General features: G+C 57.5%; 16 protein-coding genes. 8 read left to right on the plus strand and 8 right to left on the minus strand.

Going from position 1 to position 16,470, the window contains the following annotated elements:
* Positions 1–241 precede the first annotated feature (241 nt).
* A complete protein-coding gene (gene gyrA / locus GRI44_RS05115; protein ID WP_160600328.1) occupies positions 242–3,040 on the plus strand; it encodes a DNA gyrase subunit A in 2,799 nt (932 codons plus the stop codon).
* Positions 3,037–3,879: a TauD/TfdA dioxygenase family protein gene (locus tag GRI44_RS05120; protein WP_160600329.1), complete on the plus strand. Its 843-nt coding sequence runs from the start codon at positions 3,037–3,039 to the stop codon at positions 3,877–3,879. The genes gyrA and GRI44_RS05120 overlap by 4 nt, the downstream gene beginning before the upstream one ends.
* A gap of 23 nt (positions 3,880–3,902) precedes the next feature.
* Here the strand turns inward: GRI44_RS05120 and GRI44_RS05125 are convergent, their stop codons facing one another.
* Together GRI44_RS05125 and GRI44_RS05130 are read right to left on the minus strand one after the other, a co-directional pair.
* Positions 3,903–4,505, minus strand: a complete 603-nt coding sequence (locus GRI44_RS05125) for a lysoplasmalogenase (RefSeq protein WP_332872362.1) — start codon at positions 4,503–4,505, stop codon at positions 3,903–3,905.
* Positions 4,506–4,569: 64 nt separating this feature from the next.
* Entirely contained in the window at positions 4,570–5,271 is a 702-nt protein-coding gene (locus tag GRI44_RS05130) for a lysoplasmalogenase family protein (RefSeq protein ID WP_160600331.1), read from the minus strand.
* A 54-nt stretch (positions 5,272–5,325) separates the two neighbouring features.
* Here GRI44_RS05130 and trmFO point away from each other — a divergent pair, with 54 nt between their 5' ends.
* Positions 5,326–6,684, plus strand: a complete 1,359-nt coding sequence (gene trmFO, locus GRI44_RS05135; protein WP_160600332.1) for a methylenetetrahydrofolate--tRNA-(uracil(54)-C(5))-methyltransferase (FADH(2)-oxidizing) TrmFO — start codon at positions 5,326–5,328, stop codon at positions 6,682–6,684.
* Positions 6,685–6,720: 36 nt separating this feature from the next.
* On the opposite strand, the gene GRI44_RS05140 is transcribed toward trmFO, so the two are convergent.
* Both GRI44_RS05140 and GRI44_RS05145 read right to left on the minus strand, forming a co-directional pair.
* Positions 6,721–7,179, minus strand: a complete 459-nt coding sequence (locus GRI44_RS05140) for an EF-hand domain-containing protein (protein ID WP_160600333.1) — start codon at positions 7,177–7,179, stop codon at positions 6,721–6,723.
* Between the two features lie 45 nt (positions 7,180–7,224).
* Positions 7,225–7,887 (minus strand): squalene/phytoene synthase family protein, encoded by a 663-nt coding sequence (locus GRI44_RS05145; RefSeq protein ID WP_160600334.1) that lies wholly within the window; start codon positions 7,885–7,887, stop codon positions 7,225–7,227.
* A gap of 190 nt (positions 7,888–8,077) precedes the next feature.
* Here GRI44_RS05145 and GRI44_RS05150 point away from each other — a divergent pair, with 190 nt between their 5' ends.
* From GRI44_RS05150 to GRI44_RS05160, 3 genes are read left to right on the plus strand one after another with little or no spacing between them, the layout of a single operon-like run.
* Positions 8,078–9,370, plus strand: coding sequence for a TadE/TadG family type IV pilus assembly protein (locus tag GRI44_RS05150; protein ID WP_160600335.1), 1,293 nt, complete (start codon positions 8,078–8,080; stop codon positions 9,368–9,370).
* Entirely contained in the window at positions 9,367–9,834 is a 468-nt protein-coding gene (locus GRI44_RS05155; protein WP_160600336.1) for a TadE/TadG family type IV pilus assembly protein, read from the plus strand. The genes GRI44_RS05150 and GRI44_RS05155 overlap by 4 nt, the downstream gene beginning before the upstream one ends.
* The gene (locus tag GRI44_RS05160; RefSeq protein WP_160600337.1) at positions 9,831–10,298 is read left to right on the plus strand and encodes a TadE/TadG family type IV pilus assembly protein; all 468 of its coding nucleotides are present in this window, start codon (positions 9,831–9,833) and stop codon (positions 10,296–10,298) included. The genes GRI44_RS05155 and GRI44_RS05160 overlap by 4 nt, the downstream gene beginning before the upstream one ends.
* Positions 10,299–10,410: 112 nt before the next feature.
* Here the strand turns inward: GRI44_RS05160 and GRI44_RS05165 are convergent, their stop codons facing one another.
* From GRI44_RS05165 to GRI44_RS05180, 4 genes are all read right to left on the minus strand, one after another.
* On the minus strand, positions 10,411–11,796 hold the full coding sequence (locus tag GRI44_RS05165; RefSeq protein ID WP_160600338.1) for a pyruvate dehydrogenase complex E1 component subunit beta: 1,386 nt from the start codon (positions 11,794–11,796) through the stop codon (positions 10,411–10,413).
* Complete coding sequence (gene pdhA, locus GRI44_RS05170) at positions 11,796–12,890, minus strand: pyruvate dehydrogenase (acetyl-transferring) E1 component subunit alpha (protein WP_202386142.1); 1,095 nt, start codon at positions 12,888–12,890, stop codon at positions 11,796–11,798. The genes GRI44_RS05165 and pdhA overlap by 1 nt, the downstream gene beginning before the upstream one ends.
* Positions 12,891–13,011: 121 nt before the next feature.
* Positions 13,012–13,329 carry an FtsB family cell division protein gene (locus tag GRI44_RS05175; protein ID WP_332872363.1) on the minus strand — a complete coding sequence of 106 codons (318 nt, stop codon included), beginning with the start codon at positions 13,327–13,329 and terminating at the stop codon, positions 13,012–13,014.
* Positions 13,330–13,383: 54 nt separating this feature from the next.
* Positions 13,384–14,559, minus strand: a complete 1,176-nt coding sequence (locus tag GRI44_RS05180; protein ID WP_160600340.1) for an acyl-CoA dehydrogenase family protein — start codon at positions 14,557–14,559, stop codon at positions 13,384–13,386.
* Between the two features lie 147 nt (positions 14,560–14,706).
* Here GRI44_RS05180 and hppD point away from each other — a divergent pair, with 147 nt between their 5' ends.
* A complete protein-coding gene (gene hppD, locus GRI44_RS05185) occupies positions 14,707–15,825 on the plus strand; it encodes a 4-hydroxyphenylpyruvate dioxygenase (protein WP_160600341.1) in 1,119 nt (372 codons plus the stop codon).
* Complete coding sequence (locus GRI44_RS05190) at positions 15,822–16,376, plus strand: VOC family protein (protein ID WP_160600342.1); 555 nt, start codon at positions 15,822–15,824, stop codon at positions 16,374–16,376. Before hppD ends, GRI44_RS05190 begins: the two co-directional genes overlap by 4 nt.
* Positions 16,377–16,470 lie beyond the last annotated feature (94 nt).

The following is a 16,470-nucleotide window of genomic DNA, read 5'->3' on the forward strand; positions in this document are numbered from 1 at the left end:
ACATGGCAAATCTTTTAGGCTGAAAGGGCTGAACGGCTTTTGAACGCTCTAATCAGCCCTGCGAAAGCTGGAACTGGCTCCAGACACGAAGCAGGTGTGGAAAACCTGGTGTAAAGGCGGCCCTGAGGGCGGGTTTTGGTGGCGGTCAGCGAGCCTATGGCCTATCCTGCCTGCAACTGAACGTGAAACCCTGGCGCCATGAAACCGGCATGCCCGGGCAACTTTTAAGAAAAGAGTCCTCTTGAGCGACGATACTGCAATTCTCGAACCTGTGGCCCCTTCAAGCGAATATACGCGCATCGACATCGTCGATGAGATGAAGACCAGCTATCTCGATTACGCAATGAGCGTGATTGTCAGCCGTGCGCTGCCTGATGTGCGTGACGGCCTGAAACCGGTTCACCGGCGCATTCTGTTTGCCAGTAATGAAGGCGGCTTTGTCGCCGGGCGCCCCTATCGCAAAAGCGCAAAAATCGTCGGCGATGTGATGGGCAACTATCACCCGCATGGCGACAGTGCGATTTATGATGCCCTCGCCCGCATGACGCAGGACTGGTCCATGCGCGTGCCCCTGATCGATGGTCAGGGTAACTTCGGCTCGATGGATCCTGATCCGCCAGCGTCCATGCGCTATACCGAAGCGCGCCTAGCCAAGGTGGCCAACAGCCTGCTGGATGATCTCGACAAGGATACTGTCGATTTCGTCGATAACTATGATGGGTCGCGCGCTGAACCCACCGTGCTGCCGGCACGTTATCCCAATCTGCTGGTAAATGGTGCTGGCGGTATCGCTGTCGGCATGGCGACGAACATTCCGCCGCATAATCTGGGTGAGGTTATCGACGGCTGCTTTGCCTATATGGACAACCCCGGCATCACGTCCGAAGAATTGTTCGAAATCATCCCCGGCCCCGATTTCCCGACCGCGCCCCTCATCCTGGGCCAGTCCGGCGCACGATCTGCCTATATGACCGGGCGCGGTTCCATTCTGCAACGCTGCCGCCACATGATTGAAACCAAGCGCGGCGATCGCGAATCCATCGTGCTGACGTCCATGCCCTATCAGGTTGGCAAATCCGGCCTGGTGGAAAAGCTGGCAGAAGCGGCGAAGGAAAAGCGGATCGAAGGCGTCTCGGATATCCGCGACGAATCAAGCCGGATGGGCGTGCGCGTGGTGATCGACCTGAAGCGCGATGCGACCGCAGAAGTCGTGCTTAACCAGATCTGGCGTCATACGCCTGCGCAATCTTCATTCCCGGCCAATATGCTCGCCATTCGTGGCGGCAGGCCCGAAACGCTGATGCTGCGCGAGTTCATTCAGGCATTCATCACTTTCCGCGAAGAAGTGATTACCCGCCGCACCAAGTTTGAACTGAACAAGGCGCGGGACCGCGCCCATATCTTGCTTGGCCTGGTGGTCGCAGTGTCGAACCTCGACGAAGTCGTGGCGATGATCCGCAGTTCGCCCAACCCCGCTGAAGCCCGCGCCAAGCTGATTTCGAAAGAATGGCCGATTGGCGATATTGCGCAATATATCCGGCTGGTCGAAGCCATCGAACCCGACGCTGACCAGGCTGGCGGAACCTATCGCCTGTCCGATCGGCAGGTCCGCGCCATTCTGGAACTGCGCCTGCACCGCCTGACCGCGCTTGGGCGTGATGAAATCGGCGAGGAACTGAAGGAACTTTCCGATGCCATTGCCGGCTATCTGGCAATTCTGGCGGATCGCGTAAAACTGTACGAGGTGATGCGCGGCGAATTGCAGGAAGTGCGCGATAATTACGCCACGCCGCGCCTGTCTGAAATCGCCCCTGCGTGGGACGGTCTGGATGATGAAGATCTGATCGAGCGTGACGAGATGGTCGTCACTGTCACGCTGGATGGCTATATCAAACGCACCCCGCTTTCCACTTTCCGCGCCCAGCATCGCGGCGGCAAGGGCCGCGCAGGCATGGCGACCAAGGATGAGGACGCGGTGAGCGAGATGTTCGTCACCAGCACGCATAATCCGGTGCTGTTCTTCTCCACCGCGGGCAAGGTTTACCGGCTGAAGGTGTGGAAATTGCCCGAGGGCGGCCCCACCACGCGCGGCCGCCCCATCGTCAACCTGCTACCTTCCCTGGAAGATGGTGAGACCATCCGCACCGTGCTGCCATTGCCGGAAGATGAAGACAGCTGGGGCGCACTCACGGTCGTATTTGCAACCGCGATGGGCAATGTCCGGCGCAACAGCATGGACAGTTTTGCGCGCATTCCGTCCAACGGCAAATTTGCGATGCGGTTCGATGACGCCAGCGAAGACCGCCTGATTGGCGTCGCCTTGCTGGAAACTGGCGACGATGTGTTGCTGGCCACCCGCATGGGCAAGGCCATCCGTTTCAGCGGCGAAGATGTGCGCGAATTTGTCAGCCGCACATCCACTGGCGTTCGCGGGATGAAGTTCAAGGAAGATGGCGACGAAGTTGTGTCGCTGTCCATCCTGCACGCCGGTTCTGCCACGCCGGAGGAACGCGATGCCTATCTCAAGGTTGCGCCATGGAAGGCGGACGAAAATGCGCCGGAACTGTTTGCCGAGCATGCCGAAATGGCGGCTGCGGAACAGTTCATTCTGACCGTATGCGCCAATGGGTATGGCAAGCTATCCTCGGCCTATGAATACAGGCAGGCGGGACGCGGCGGCATGGGCATCACCAATATTGATAATATTGCCCGCAACGGGCCGGTGGTTGCCAGCTTTACCGCCACCAAATCCGACCAGTTGATGCTGGTGACCGATCAGGCCAAGCTGATCCGTATCAGCCTGGAAACACTACGCGTTATTGGACGTGCCAGCGCGGGTGTAAAACTGTTCGACGTGGCCAAAAAGGAAACCATTGTCGGCGCAGTCCGGCTGGACGAACAGGAAGAGCCTGAGAACGAGGCCGAGGAAGCCATCGTCGAGGAAATGGTGGCCAGAAGCACACAGGAAACGCAGCCCCAACCCACCGAATATCGGGATGAAGACATGACCCGTGATGCTGAAAGCTCAACTGACAATTGACCATTGAGGCCGAACCTTCCGGCGCTGCGTGCGGGGCATTTGTGCGGGGAATTGACCTTGCCGCCCCGCTCAGTGTGGATGATGTGGCCACTTTGCGTGCGCTGTGGCTGGGCCACCGGGTGCTGGCGTTTCCCGACCAGCAGATTGATGATGATGCGCTGGAACGGTTCACGCTGGCATTTGGCGGGTTTGGCGAAGACCCGTTTTTCGATCCCATTGCCGGGCGCAGCAACATCGCTGCAATCCAGCGCGAGGCAGACGAGACAACGCCGCTATTTGCCGAAAACTGGCATAGTGACTGGAGCTTTCTGGCAAGCCCCCCTGCTGGCACCTGCCTGCTGTCCATAGACATTCCACCGAGAGGCGGCGACACGCTGTTTTCCAACCAGATTGCGGCATTTGCGGCCCTGCCCGAAACCCGCAAGGCACATTTGCGCACGCTCACCGCTATTCACAGCGCGCGCGGGGCGTATTCGCCATCCGGGTCGTACGGCAAAAATGACAAGGGCCGCAGCATGGCCATCCGGCCAAGCGAAACCGCAATGGCCACGCAAACACATCCGCTGATCAGGCGACATCCGGAAACCGGTGAAGAAGGCATTTTCAGCTGTGCAGGCTATATCATCGGCATCGAAGGGATGGACGTTGCGGAAGGGTTCGACCTGCTGGCAGACTTGCTTGCCTGGCAGGGCCGCGATGAATTTGTCTATCGGCATGTCTGGGAAAACGACATGCTGATAGTGTGGGACAACCGTTCCGTATTACACAAGGCGACTGGCGGGTATGAAGGCCAACGGCGCGAATTGCATCGCACCACTATTTCCGCATGGGCGGGCTAGGTGCCCGTCATCTGGTGGTATGCTCATTCAGGCTGCAATTCATTCCGCAATGTCTGGATCACGCCAGTCGCGATGAGGAACTGGCCCGCATAATAGGTGGGCCATATCAGCCACGCCGGAATTGGGCTTTGCGCCAGAATATCCATCTGCGCGAAAATCAGCAGGTCAGAAATCACGAACAGCACTGCGCCCAATCCGACCCGGTAACGGGGGAAACTGCTGGTCCACGCAAGACCCGCCATCGCGCCAAGTGCCAATGCATAGACTGTCACGGCAGCCGCATCTGCAGTAGATGACACCAATTGCCAGGCAACGAACGGTGTCAGAAACGCCAGCGCAACGGCAAACAGTTTCTGGCTGGCGACCATATTCTGGCGGCGATTGCGCAGGTAGAGTGCCATCGCGAAAAGGTGGCTGACAAGGAAAATGCCGCCGCCAATGGCCGTATAAAACTCCATCCCGATATCGCCGAGCGCAGATAGCGCCATCACAACTGCCAGCAGCCGTGCATCCGCGCTGGAATGGCGCAGCCACGCATAGACTGACAGGCAGGCGACGCCTGCACCTTTCAGCGCGATGATGCCAATGCCGGGAATGCGTGCGTCTGACAGCACGAAATAAGCCACAGCCGCCGCGATACTGGCCAGAAGCCAGGGCCTGTTTTGAACCAGAGTGCGTTTGACCATACTGTTATTGCACCTTCTGCGGGCCGCGAATGGCACCAAGCGCGATGAGCGCAATGCCGGAAAAATAACTGCCCCACACCAGCCAGCCCAGCGCCCCGGAACCATCAAAAAACGCAAAATCCCAGAAAAAGATCACGTCTGAAAGGACAAACAGGCTGGCCCCCAGACCGCACAGCCAGCGCGGAAAACGGCTCCCAATTGCACAGGCCGCCATGCTGCCCGATATGGCTGGATAGGCCAGATGAACGGGATGCTGGCCGCCAGCATTGATGGCGATGGCAACGCCCAGCACGGCGAGGACCGGAACGGCCAGTGCAGCTGCCCGAACACGCTGCGGCGCAACGGGATCTCGATAGCGTAGATACAGCACAATCGCCAAAATATGCGCGGCCACAAATACTGTTCCGCCCGCCATTAGCCCTTTGGTGGCCAGCAGAAAATCAGCAAGTGCGATCAGCGCAAGCGATCCGCCCAGCAGCACGCGAATATCACCCTGAGTGCGGATAAGCATCAGCAGTGCAAGCCCCGCGACAACGGCAGTTCTCCAGCCGACAACCAGCCCAGCCGGCAAATCAGCCAGCTGGCCAAAACCAATGCCGGACCGCGCCATGGCTGTCAGCCAATATAAAGCGCCGATCACCAGCAATGCGACAAAAGCCGGCCCGGCGCGCCCTCCATTGCTGTTTTCCATCGTTGGCAAAGCCATTCTCCTGACTGTCCCGCCTTGCTCGGCGCGCCAACGCTGCTATCCGATCCTGATATGACTGACCAGACACACACGCATGACGTACACATTATTGGTGGCGGCCTCGCCGGAAGCGAAGCGGCATGGCAACTGGCACAGCGCGGTTTCAGGGTCCGACTGTCCGAAATGCGCGGCAGCGGCGAAATGACTGACGCCCACCAGACCGATGGCCTGGCGGAAATGGTGTGTTCCAATTCCTTCAGATCCGATGATGATGAAAGAAATGCCGTGGGCCTGCTGCATCACGAAATGCGGCGGCTGGATTCCATCATCATGTCCGCTGGTGAAACCGCCCGTGTGCCTGCCGGCACGGCGCTGGCAGTGGACCGCGATGTGTTTTCCGCTGCCGTGCAGCGGGCTCTGGAAGAACACCCCAACATCACCGTCATTCGCGAACGGATCGATACGCTGCCTGACAGCGGACTGACGATTGTGGCCACCGGTCCGCTGACAGCAGCCACGCTGGCGCAGAACATCGGCCTTGCTACGGGGCAGGAAAGCCTCGCCTTTTTTGACGCAATTGCCCCCATTGTGCACCGCGAATCCATCGATATGGATATCTGCTGGTTCGCCAGCCGCTGGGACAAGCCGAGCGCAGGCAGCAGTTCTGACGAAGCGGGCAAGGATTATATCAACTGCCCGATGGATAAGGACCAGTATCTGGCTTTCCATCAGGGCCTGATGGATGGCGAGAAAACCACGTTCAAGCAGTGGGAAGAAAACACCCCCTATTTCGATGGATGCATGCCGATCGAAGTCATGGCGTCACGCGGGGTCGATACGCTGCGTTACGGGCCAATGAAGCCTGTGGGGCTGGACAATCCGCGCACCGGGCGCTGGCCTTATGCCGTGGTGCAATTACGGCAGGACAACAAACTTGGCACGTTGTGGAACATGGTCGGTTTCCAGACCAAGCTGAAACATGGCGCGCAGGTGGAATTGTTCCGCACCATCCCCGGCCTCGAAAATGCCGAATTCGCCCGTCTTGGCGGTTTGCATCGCAACACGTTCATAAATTCTCCCATGGTGCTGGACAGGCAGTTACGCTTGCAAAACGCGCCGCATATCCGCTTTGCCGGGCAGATCACCGGCTGCGAGGGTTATGTCGAAAGCGCGGCAATCGGGCTTATGACCGGCATGATGGTGGCAGCAGAACTGGGCGGAACCAGCTGGGTTTCACCGCCGCCGACTACGGCCATGGGCGCATTGCTATCCCATATTACCGGTGATGCAGAAGCCGAAACATACCAGCCCATGAATGTGAATTTCGGCCTGTTCCCGCCGCTGCATGATGTGAAGAAGAAGCAGCGCAAGGAAGCCTACACGAGCCGCGGCAAGGAAGAATTTGGCCACTGGATGGCAGCAGTTGTCTGACCGATTGGATGTTTCAGCCTGCCTGGCAGTGCCGGATTAGCAGCGGCAGGCAGGTTTGGCTTTCTTCTTCGGGCGGGTCGATGCGAATTCTTCCGCTGTCAGTTCGCGGTTTCCATTGGCGTCAGCCTTGTCGAACCGAGTGGCGGTCGCCACTGCCCATTCCTCGAATGACAGCAGATTATTGCCATCTGCATCCAGCTTGCGAAACGCATCCGTGCGCGACGAAAGCATCTCGTTGCGGGAAATCTTGAGATCGCGGTTGCGATCATACCGGAAGAACCGGCGCTGTTCGCGCGTCAACTCGGTTGCTTCTGGCGGCGCTGGCCCTTCCACATCGCTCAAGTCCGCCACTGGAATATCCGGCTGGTCGTCAGCCGGCTGCACTGGCATCGGCGGCGGCGCGCCTTGTTCGACTTCCGCCCTTCCCTGCCACCAGAAACCGCCAATTCCCACCAGCATCAGTGTGATAACCGCGCCAAGGAACAGTCGGTTCATTCAGGCAACCTTTCGGATTTTTTCATGCAGGCAGAACAACATAGCCTACTTTCCAAACAATCCAAGCCGCATTGCCAGCGCGATGCTGCGGCGGCCCTGAAGCAGAGGTGTGCCCCCTGCCGCGATGGCAGACCGCGCCAACCCGTCAAGCACGGTCAAGGGCCGCATGCTGCGCGGCAATGGCGGACCACTGCTGCCCAGTCGGCGGGCCACATCCACAACGATTGCTTTTTCCTCATCGTCTGAAATTTTTGACGCAAGATCCGCCAGCGCCCACCGCCTGCCTGCCAGCATCACGGCGCCAGATGCCTCGCCATCCCCCGCCATGCGCGCAATCGCGGCAAAAACCAGCGCGCGGCCCGAGGCAAAATTTTCTGGCGCAGTTTCAGCAAGCGGCGGCTCTGCCAACAGTTCTTCCCAGGCATCGACCAGGCTGGAAAGCGCCAGTTCGTGGCCGCGCCACCCTTCGCTTAACGCATCAAGCACCGGGTCGCCCTGCGCCCGCACATCAGGCTGTTTCGCCAATTCATCGCGCCACCACGCAAGACGCATCTGCGCCAGTATCGGTTCTTTTGCCTGCGATACAAATTGGGCGAACCGGTGGTCGAGCGTCATGAAAACCAGCATGGCATACCTGCTGCGCGCCGGCGCATAGCTGAGCGCCAGACGCATCACCAGTGGCAGTTCATCGGGAGTAATTTCGGCCATTTGCCGCTCTCGCCATCTGGCCGCTCACAAGTCAACCGGGATCACCGCTTTCACTGCTACGATCATGGCCGAGAATGGCCCTATTTCGCCGCTCACCAGTCGTTAACCATACAGCTTACGAAAGTGCTTACCACGCATATCGTATCACCAAGCCTAATCGAACGTAATCCTGCTAGGGAAGGTACATCCGATGGGGGCTATCCGTCGCTTTTTCAAGAAACTCCGCTGCGATAAAAGCGGCAATGCCACATTGCTGGTGGCGCTGGGCATCCCGGCGCTGATTGGCGGCGCAGGATACGGGGTCGATCTCACGCAGTGCTATATGTGGAAGCGGGAATTGCAACATTCTGTCGATCAGGCAGCCTATGCCGGGGCATGGGCATTGGCGCGCGAAGAGTCTGCAGGCACCTATTCCACCCGCGCCCTTCAGGAATTTGACGCCAACATCAATGTGTTGGCCGATTTTGACTTAGACGGCCCGACAATCACCATCGCTGATTATGCGAGCGGCACGAAAAACAGTGTGCTGGTGTCAGCCTCTGTCACACGGCAACTGCCCTTCAGCAGTTTTCTGACCGGAAAGGCCGCGACAATTGGCGCCATTGCGCAGGCCAGTTTTGCCGAAGGCTATGATTTCAATGCCTGCCTCGTTTCCCTGACAGAAGAAGGCACCGGAACGACCATCGGTGGTAATGCCACCGTCAAGGCGCAATGTGGGCTCGCAGCATTGTCCTGCGAAGAGGACGCCATCAAAATTGATGGTTCTGCAACTGTCGAAACCGACGTTATTGTCGCCTGCGGCGGCATCAGCGCGCCGAGTGCAAATGACGATGAAGTTGTCCAGAATGTCGGCACAGGCGTGCTCAAGGATATCTACAAGGAACTGACCCCGCCGACCAATGATACGCCGCAGAATTACAATTGCACGGGCAAAGGTCAGGCAGAACAGGCTTCGCTGAATCCCGGCACCTATCAAGGGCTGGTAGTCAAATGCACCACGGTGCTGGCCAGCGGCATTTACGTCATAGATGGCGGTGAGCTTGATCTGACAGAAAATCACAATGTCACTGGCACCGGCGTCATGTTTGTCCTGCGAAACGGGGCACGAATGAAGCTGGGCGGTAGCGGCAATGATAACAAACTGACGCTCACACCGCCCAATGCAGCCACTTTTGCTGGTGGACCCTATGCTGACCAGGCCGATAAATTGTCAGACATTCTGGTGTTCGAAGAACGCGATAACAATGCGGAAAGCCCCGGTCATATCTTCAACGGCAATTCCAAGTCACTAATTGAAGGCCTGATCTATCTTCCCGATGGCAATCTTCAGGTCAACGGTACCGCCAAGGTGACGGCGCAATGTCTGCAGATTTCCGCATATACAATCGACATCCGCGGCAATGCGACCCTCGAAACGCTTTGCCCGGTCACCAAGACAAGCAACGTCGGCACCTCCACCCCTAATGTGAAGATGGTGGCATGATGACGATGTTTTCAACACGCCTGATCCGTGCCCTGTTCGGCAACGAACGCGGATCGATGGTGATCGAAACGGCCATTGTTGCGCCTGTGTTGCTGACCCTGGCGCTAGGCACGTTCGAAGCCGGGACAATTATTTCCCGCCAACACGAATTGCAGACTGCCGCATCCGAAGGCGAAATCATCGCGCTGGCAGCCGCGCAAGGGGCAGTGACAGAAACCACCACCATTGAGGCGATTATCGAGAAATCGATGAATTTGGGGGAAGATCAGGTGACCGTCACCCGCTTCTTCCGCTGCAACGCCAATGAAACCACCGTGGCACTGCGCACTGATTGTGGGACAGATGACGTCGTCAGTTCATATTTCAACCTGACCATCAAGGACAGGTATGACCCGTCTTGGACGGGGTTCGGCATTGGCAAAGCCATTGATTACAATGTTGAACGAACGGTGCAATTATCATGAGCAGGTTCACAATTCTGCTCCGGCTGGGCCGCGACACAAAAGCTGCCATGCTGGTCGAATTCGCCTTGCTGGCTCCACTGCTTTTCACGATGATGATCGGCGTATTTCATGTCGGTCAACGGATGCAGAATTTTAACGCGGTGAAATCCCTTGCATCCGACGCGGGGCGCTATGTCATGGTGGAATATCAGAAGGGCAATGAAGTCACCAATGCTGACATAAAATCAGTGGTTCGCGGGAAGGCTTTGGGCGCGCCCTATCTGCTGAATACCGACCAGCTGGTTGTGAATGCTGAAACCGCCGCCATTTCCCGGATTGCAGGCGCCAAGGAAATCGATCTGACAATCGAATATACCCTCGAGGACTGGCTGCCATTTGTCGATTTGCCATTTTCGAAAATGGTCTATTCGCGTCCGATTTTTGTCGTGGTGGCCCCGGCGCCGCCAACACCGCCAGCGCCCTGATTAAAGGGCAGATTGCTGGACCAGATTTGGGGCCCAGTTCACGCGACAATTAACAATTTCGTGCCGCCGGCGATTGCAGAAAACCGCAATCGCCGGCATTTTTACAGGCCGATCAATCGGCGTAACATACGCGCTTTGCGGCAGCGACAATCCGCGCGCTGTCCAGCAACGCCAGCTTTTCAAGATTGGCTGCATAGGGCAGCGGCACATCTTCATTGCACACCCGCAAAACGGGCGCATCAAGATGGTCGAACCCTTCTTCCATGCACAAGGCGACAATTTCTGACGCGATGGAGCAGGTGGGCCAGCCTTCTTCGGCCACGATGACACGATTGGTTTTTGCCAGGCTGTCCAGCACTGCCCGGGTGTCCAGAGGGCGCAGGGTGCGCAAATCAATCACTTCGGCTTCAATGCCCTGTTCGGCTAGTTGTTCGGCAGCTTCGAGCGACAGTCCCACGCCGATGGAATAGGACACGATGGTCACGTCAGTCCCTTCGCGGACGATCCGCGCCTTGCCAATGGGCAGAACGTGATCGTCCAATTCCGGCAGTTCGAAACTGCGGCCGTAAACCAGCTCGTTTTCCAGGAAAACCACCGGATCTTCACAGCGGATCGCGGCTTTCATCAAGCCCTTGGCATCTGATGCATCATAAGGTGCAATCACGATCAGGCCGGGCACGCTGGCATACCATGGGCCGTAATTCTGGCTATGCTGCGCGCCCACCCGGCTGGCGGCGCCATTGGGGCCGCGAAACACGATCGGGCAACGCATCTGGCCGCCGGACATATAGTTGGTCTTGGCCGCAGAATTGATGATGTGGTCAATCGCCTGCATTGCGAAATTGAAGGTCATGAATTCGACAATCGGGCGCAATCCGCCCATCGCGGCGCCGGTGCCGATGCCGGCAAATCCGTATTCGGTAATCGGCGTGTCGATCACCCGCTTGGGGCCGAATTCATCAAGCAGGCCCTGCGTCACCTTATAAGCGCCCTGATATTCGGCCACTTCTTCGCCCATCACGAACACACGCTCATCGCGGCGCATTTCTTCGGCCATCGCGTCACGCAGGGCTTCGCGCACGGTGACACTTGCCATGTTCGTGCCATGGGGAATATCGGGATCGGCCTTCGGTTCTGCCCGCACAGGCCTGGTTAGTTCAGCCTCGGACGGTTCACGGCCGACATCCTTGCCTTCGCCAGCAACATCTGCGGTGGCTTTTGCGGGCGACGCAGCAGCAGCATCCGAAACATCGTCATCTTCGCCGGACAACATCGCGATGACAGTTCCGACAGCCACGTTCTCTGTGCCTTCTGCCACCATGATCTTGCCGACAGTGCCTTCGTCAATGGCCTCAAATTCCATGGTGGCCTTGTCGGTTTCTATCTCCGCCAGAATATCGCCGGGGGAAACGCTGTCCCCTTCCTTCACCAGCCATTTGGCAAGAGTGCCTTCTTCCATGGTTGGCGAAAGCGCCGGCATTTTCAGTTCGACTGCCATCAGTATGACTCCACCAGAACATCAGTATACAGTTCAAAAGGTTCCGGTTCCGGTGAATTTTCCGCAAAATCAGCCGCCTGCGCGACACGGGCACGAATGGCCTTGTCGATTGCCTTGATATCGTCCTCGCTCTTGCCGCGTTCGATCAGTTCTTTTTTCAGACGCTCGATCGGGTCATTGTGATCGCGCTGTTCCTGCACTTCCTCCCGGCTGCGATATTTGGCCGGGTCAGACATGGAATGGCCGCGGTAGCGATAGGTGTTCAGTTCCATCAGCACAGGCCCCTTCCCTTCCCGGACATGGGCAAATGCCAGTTCGGCAGCAGCGCGCACTTCCAGCACATCCATTCCGTTAACATCCATTCCCGGAATGCGAAATGCGGTGCCGCGGCGGTAGAATTCCGTCTCGGCAGAGCTTCTTTTGACAGCTGTGCCCATGGCGTAACCATTGTTTTCAATCACGAATACGATGGGCAGGTTCCACAGGGCAGCCATGTTGAACGTTTCATAAACCTGGCCCTGATTGGCCGCACCATCACCAAAATAGGCAAGGCACAGGCCGCCATCTTCATTATATTTATGCGCCAGCGCCAGCCCGCCGCCCAACGCGACCTGCGCGCCCACGATGCCGTGGCCGCCGTAAAACTTATGCTCGGTCGAGAACATGTGCATCGACCCGCCCTTGCCTTTGGAAATACCTGCCTGCCGGCCGGTAAGTTCTGCCATGATGACATTGGGATCAATGCCATAGGCCAGCATATGGCCATGGTCACGGTAGCCGGTGATAACGCTGTCCTTGCCTTCCGACAGTGCGGACTGGAGGCCCACTGCCACCGCTTCCTGCCCGATATACAGATGGCAGAAACCGCCGATCAGACCCAGGCCATATAGCTGGCCAGCCTTTTCCTCGAACCTGCGGATCAGCAGCATCTGCTCGTAAAAGCCCATCAGCTGTTCATCGCTGGCGTCAAATCGCGGCGATTCTACATGGGCGGCCTGAAGGCTGTGAAGTTCAAAATCAGGATCTGTTGGCCCTTTATCAGGACCTGTATCAGGCGTGGCTGCGGCTTTGCGTGTCCGGGCGGGTTTGGCCAATGCTGGAATCCTCAAATTATATGCATTTGGCGGGGCACTAAGCCAGCCGCCATATGCCAAAACCTATGGCGCAAGCGCGCTTGGGGCGCAACGCCTGTGCATACGAAATCCGTAGCGGCAATTATTCGTGATCGAGGATCAGAACCACTTCATCTTCATGAACCACATTCAGATCGCGCCGCAACTGTTCGCCCACCATGTCGGGGTCGGCATTGTCGGGGTTGAGCAGCGCAACGCGGTTGGCCAGCGCCTGATGTTCTTTTTCAAGCACCGCAATCCGGCCCTTGCGCTGGTCAAGCAGGCGCAGATTTTCGCCCCATGCCAAAAGGCCGCTCGGGCCGATAATGGCCAAGGCGCCGATCAGCAGCAGCACCGCAAGGGCAAGCCCCTGGGTCACCTTTTCCTTTGGCAGGCTGATCTTGTGTCCTTCGTGCGTCACGATACTCTCAGAATCATAGTTAACCCGCCGATTCAAGCTGAAAATTCCATTTGGCTAATATGACCGCGGCAAACCAAGCACATGTTCCGCCAGATAGCTGAGTATGAGATTGGTCGAAATGGGTGCCACCATGTATAATCGGGCCTCGCGAAATTTGCGCTCTACATCATATTCTTCGGCAAAGCCGAACCCGCCATGCGTCTGCACGCACATATCTGCTGCAGCCCAGCTGGCCTCTGATGCCAGCATCTTGGCCATATTGGCTTCCGCACCGGGATTGCTGCCTGCATCATAGGTTTGCGCCGCATGATGAACCATCAATTCTGCGGCACGCATTTGCGCGTAACAGCGGGCAATGGGGAATTGCACGCCCTGGTTCTTGCCAATGGGGTGGCCGAAAACTTCACGCGAATTTGCATAGTGCGTGGCCCGTTCGATGAACCATTTGGCATCGCCAATACATTCCGCTCCTATCAGAATACGCTCTGCATTCATGCCTGACAGGATGTAGCGGAAGCCCTTCCCTTCTTCCCCCACCAGTGCGGCGGCAGGAATGCGCATATCGTCAAAGAAAATCTCGGTGGTGGAATGGTTCATCATTGTGCGGATGGGCTTGATGGTCATGCCGTTGCCGACCATGTCGCGCATATCGACCAGAAAGACCGAAAGACCCTCGGTTTTGCTGTCCACCTGTTCGCGCGGCGTAGTGCGCGCCAGCAGCATCATCAGGTCCGAATGCTCAGCACGGCTGGTCCAGATTTTTTGCCCGCTGACCACATATTCATCACCGTCGCGCCGGGCAAAAGTCCGCAGCGACAAAGTATCAGTCCCGCTGGTCGGTTCAGAAACGCCGAATGCCTGCAAACGCAATTCGCCCGCGGCAATGGCCGGCAGATAGGAATTTTTCTGTTCCTCGCTGCCGTAACGCAGCAACGTGTTCATGACATACATCTGCGCGTGGGCGGCTGCGCCATTGCAGCCCGACGCCTGAATTTCCTCCATGATGACCGCCGCCGCATCCAGCTTCAAACCGCTGCCGCCAAATTCCTCCGGGATGAGTGCGGCGAGAAAACCTGCCTTTGTCAGAGCATCGACAAATTCGCCGGGATATGCGCGTTTGCGGTCCTTTTCGCGCCAGTAGGCACCAGGAAACTCCTCGCACAAGGCGCGCACGGCCCGGCGAATCTCTTGCAGGTCTTCATTTTCATGCATGGCGCTTTGTAACAGCATGGCTGGCCAACACCATGACCGGATAGGAGCATAATCAGAAAATCCGCATGGGATTTTGCCCGGTGGAAGCGCGTTGCCGCCCCTTTGACAAGGGAGCGATTGATGGTGTATATAGTTTCTATTGTAACCAGTTCAGGATGACAGACAATGGCCGACCTTTTCGAAAACCCGATTGGCCTCGACGGCTTCGAATTCGTCGAGTTCAGCGCCCCTGAAAAGGGCAAGCTGGAACCTGTTTTCGAAGCGATGGGCTTTACTATGGTGGCGCGCCATCGGTCCAAGGATGTCCAGCTGTGGCGTCAGGGCGGCATCAACCTCATTGCCAATTACGAACCCAAAAGCCCGGCCGCCTATTTCGCTGCCGAACACGGCCCCTCCGCATGCGGCATGGGCTTTCGCGTTCGCGATGCGAAGAAGGCCTATGAAGAAGCTCTTGCGCGCGGCGCGGAACCTGCCGAAACGCAGACCGGCCCAATGGAACTGCGCATTCCCGCCATCCGCGGCATCGGCCATTCGCTCATCTATCTGATTGACCGCTATGCCGATGAAACCGGCGAAGGCCTGTCGATCTATGACATCGACTTCATCTATGAAGAAGGTGTGGACCGCCACCCGGTTGGCGCAGGCATGCAGGTCATCGATCACCTGACGCATAATGTCTATGGCGGCCGCATGGCCCATTGGGCTGATTTTTACGAACGCATCTTCAATTTCCGCGAAATTCGCTATTTCGACATCAAGGGCGAATATACCGGCCTCACGTCCAAGGCGATGACCGCGCCAGATGGCAAAATTCGCATTCCGCTGAACGAAGAAGGCGCCGGCGGCGGCGGCCAGATCGAGGAATATCTGCGCCAGTATAATGGCGAGGGGATCCAGCATATCGCCCTGTCCAGCCAGAACCTGTATGAATCCTGGGACCAGTTGAAAGCGACCGGCACCCCCTTTGCCAGCGCGCCGCCAGCCACCTATTATGAAATGCTGGAAGAACGCCTGCCCGGCCACGGCGAGCCTGTCGAGGAATTGAAAAAACGCGGCATTCTGCTGGATGGATCGACCGAAAACAACGATCCGCGGCTGTTGCTGCAGATTTTCGGGCAGACCACCATTGGCCCTGTGTTTTTCGAATTCATCCAGCGCAAGAAGGATGAAGGTTTCGGTGAAGGCAACTTCACGGCGCTGTTCAAATCAATCGAGGCTGACCAGTTGAAGCGCGGCGCCCTGAAAACGGACGCAGGCCAGAAAACTGCGGAGATCGCGGAATGACCCACGCCCCAACCCACCCGATCAAGCTGGGCGGCGTGCATCACGCAGCCTACCGCTGCAAGGATGCCAAGGAGACGGTCGAATGGTATGACCGGGTTCTGGGCATGGAATATACTTCCGCCTTTTCGGAAGACACCGTGCCATCCACGGGCGAACATGATCCGTATATGCACGTCTTCCTTGATGCCGGTAACGGCAATGTGCTGGCCTTTTTCGAACTGCCGACGCAGAAAGAAATGGGCCGCGATGAAAACACCCCTGCATGGGTGCAGCATCTGGCCTTCCGGGTCGGTTCAGAAGAAGAACTGCTGGCCGCAAAGGACCATATTACAGCGCAAGGCGTCGATGTTCTGGGCCCGACGCATCATGGCATTTTCAAATCCATCTACTTCTTCGATCCCAACGGCCACCGCGTAGAACTGGCCGCCGATATCGGGACCGAGGAACAATATGCGGAACTGAAGCGCGTAGCCATGCCGATGTTGGAAGAATGGAGCCGCACAAAAAAGGCACCGCGCCATGCTGACTGGCTGCATTCCGCCAATGAATAAGCGTTTGCCCGCCTGACTTTGTCGGAACAATCCGGCTGCGCGCTCCGTTCCTGTCCTAACGGGGAGTTATTCAAGCGTGCATTATGTAAATACC

Source organism: Allopontixanthobacter confluentis (genome assembly GCF_009827615.1).
Taxonomy (GTDB): Bacteria; Pseudomonadota; Alphaproteobacteria; order Sphingomonadales; family Sphingomonadaceae; genus Allopontixanthobacter; species Allopontixanthobacter confluentis.

Excerpts from the sequence above, each read along its gene's own strand:
- GRI44_RS05140 (WP_160600333.1), bottom strand. The coding sequence starts at position 7,179 with ATGAACCGACTGTTCCTTGGCGCGGTTATCACACTGATGCTGGTGGGA.
- GRI44_RS05180 (WP_160600340.1), bottom strand. The coding sequence starts at position 14,559 with ATGCTGTTACAAAGCGCCATGCATGAAAATGAAGACCTGCAAGAGATT.
- GRI44_RS05145 (WP_160600334.1), bottom strand. The coding sequence starts at position 7,887 with ATGGCCGAAATTACTCCCGATGAACTGCCACTGGTGATGCGTCTGGCG.
- hppD (WP_160600341.1), top strand. The coding sequence starts at position 14,707 with ATGGCCGACCTTTTCGAAAACCCGATTGGCCTCGACGGCTTCGAATTC.
- GRI44_RS05150 (WP_160600335.1), top strand. The coding sequence starts at position 8,078 with ATGGGGGCTATCCGTCGCTTTTTCAAGAAACTCCGCTGCGATAAAAGC.
- GRI44_RS05165 (WP_160600338.1), bottom strand. The coding sequence starts at position 11,796 with ATGGCAGTCGAACTGAAAATGCCGGCGCTTTCGCCAACCATGGAAGAA.
- trmFO (WP_160600332.1), top strand. The coding sequence starts at position 5,326 with ATGACTGACCAGACACACACGCATGACGTACACATTATTGGTGGCGGC.
- GRI44_RS05160 (WP_160600337.1), top strand. The coding sequence starts at position 9,831 with ATGAGCAGGTTCACAATTCTGCTCCGGCTGGGCCGCGACACAAAAGCT.
- GRI44_RS05130 (WP_160600331.1), bottom strand. The coding sequence starts at position 5,271 with ATGGCTTTGCCAACGATGGAAAACAGCAATGGAGGGCGCGCCGGGCCG.
- GRI44_RS05190 (WP_160600342.1), top strand. The coding sequence starts at position 15,822 with ATGACCCACGCCCCAACCCACCCGATCAAGCTGGGCGGCGTGCATCAC.
- GRI44_RS05155 (WP_160600336.1), top strand. The coding sequence starts at position 9,367 with ATGATGACGATGTTTTCAACACGCCTGATCCGTGCCCTGTTCGGCAAC.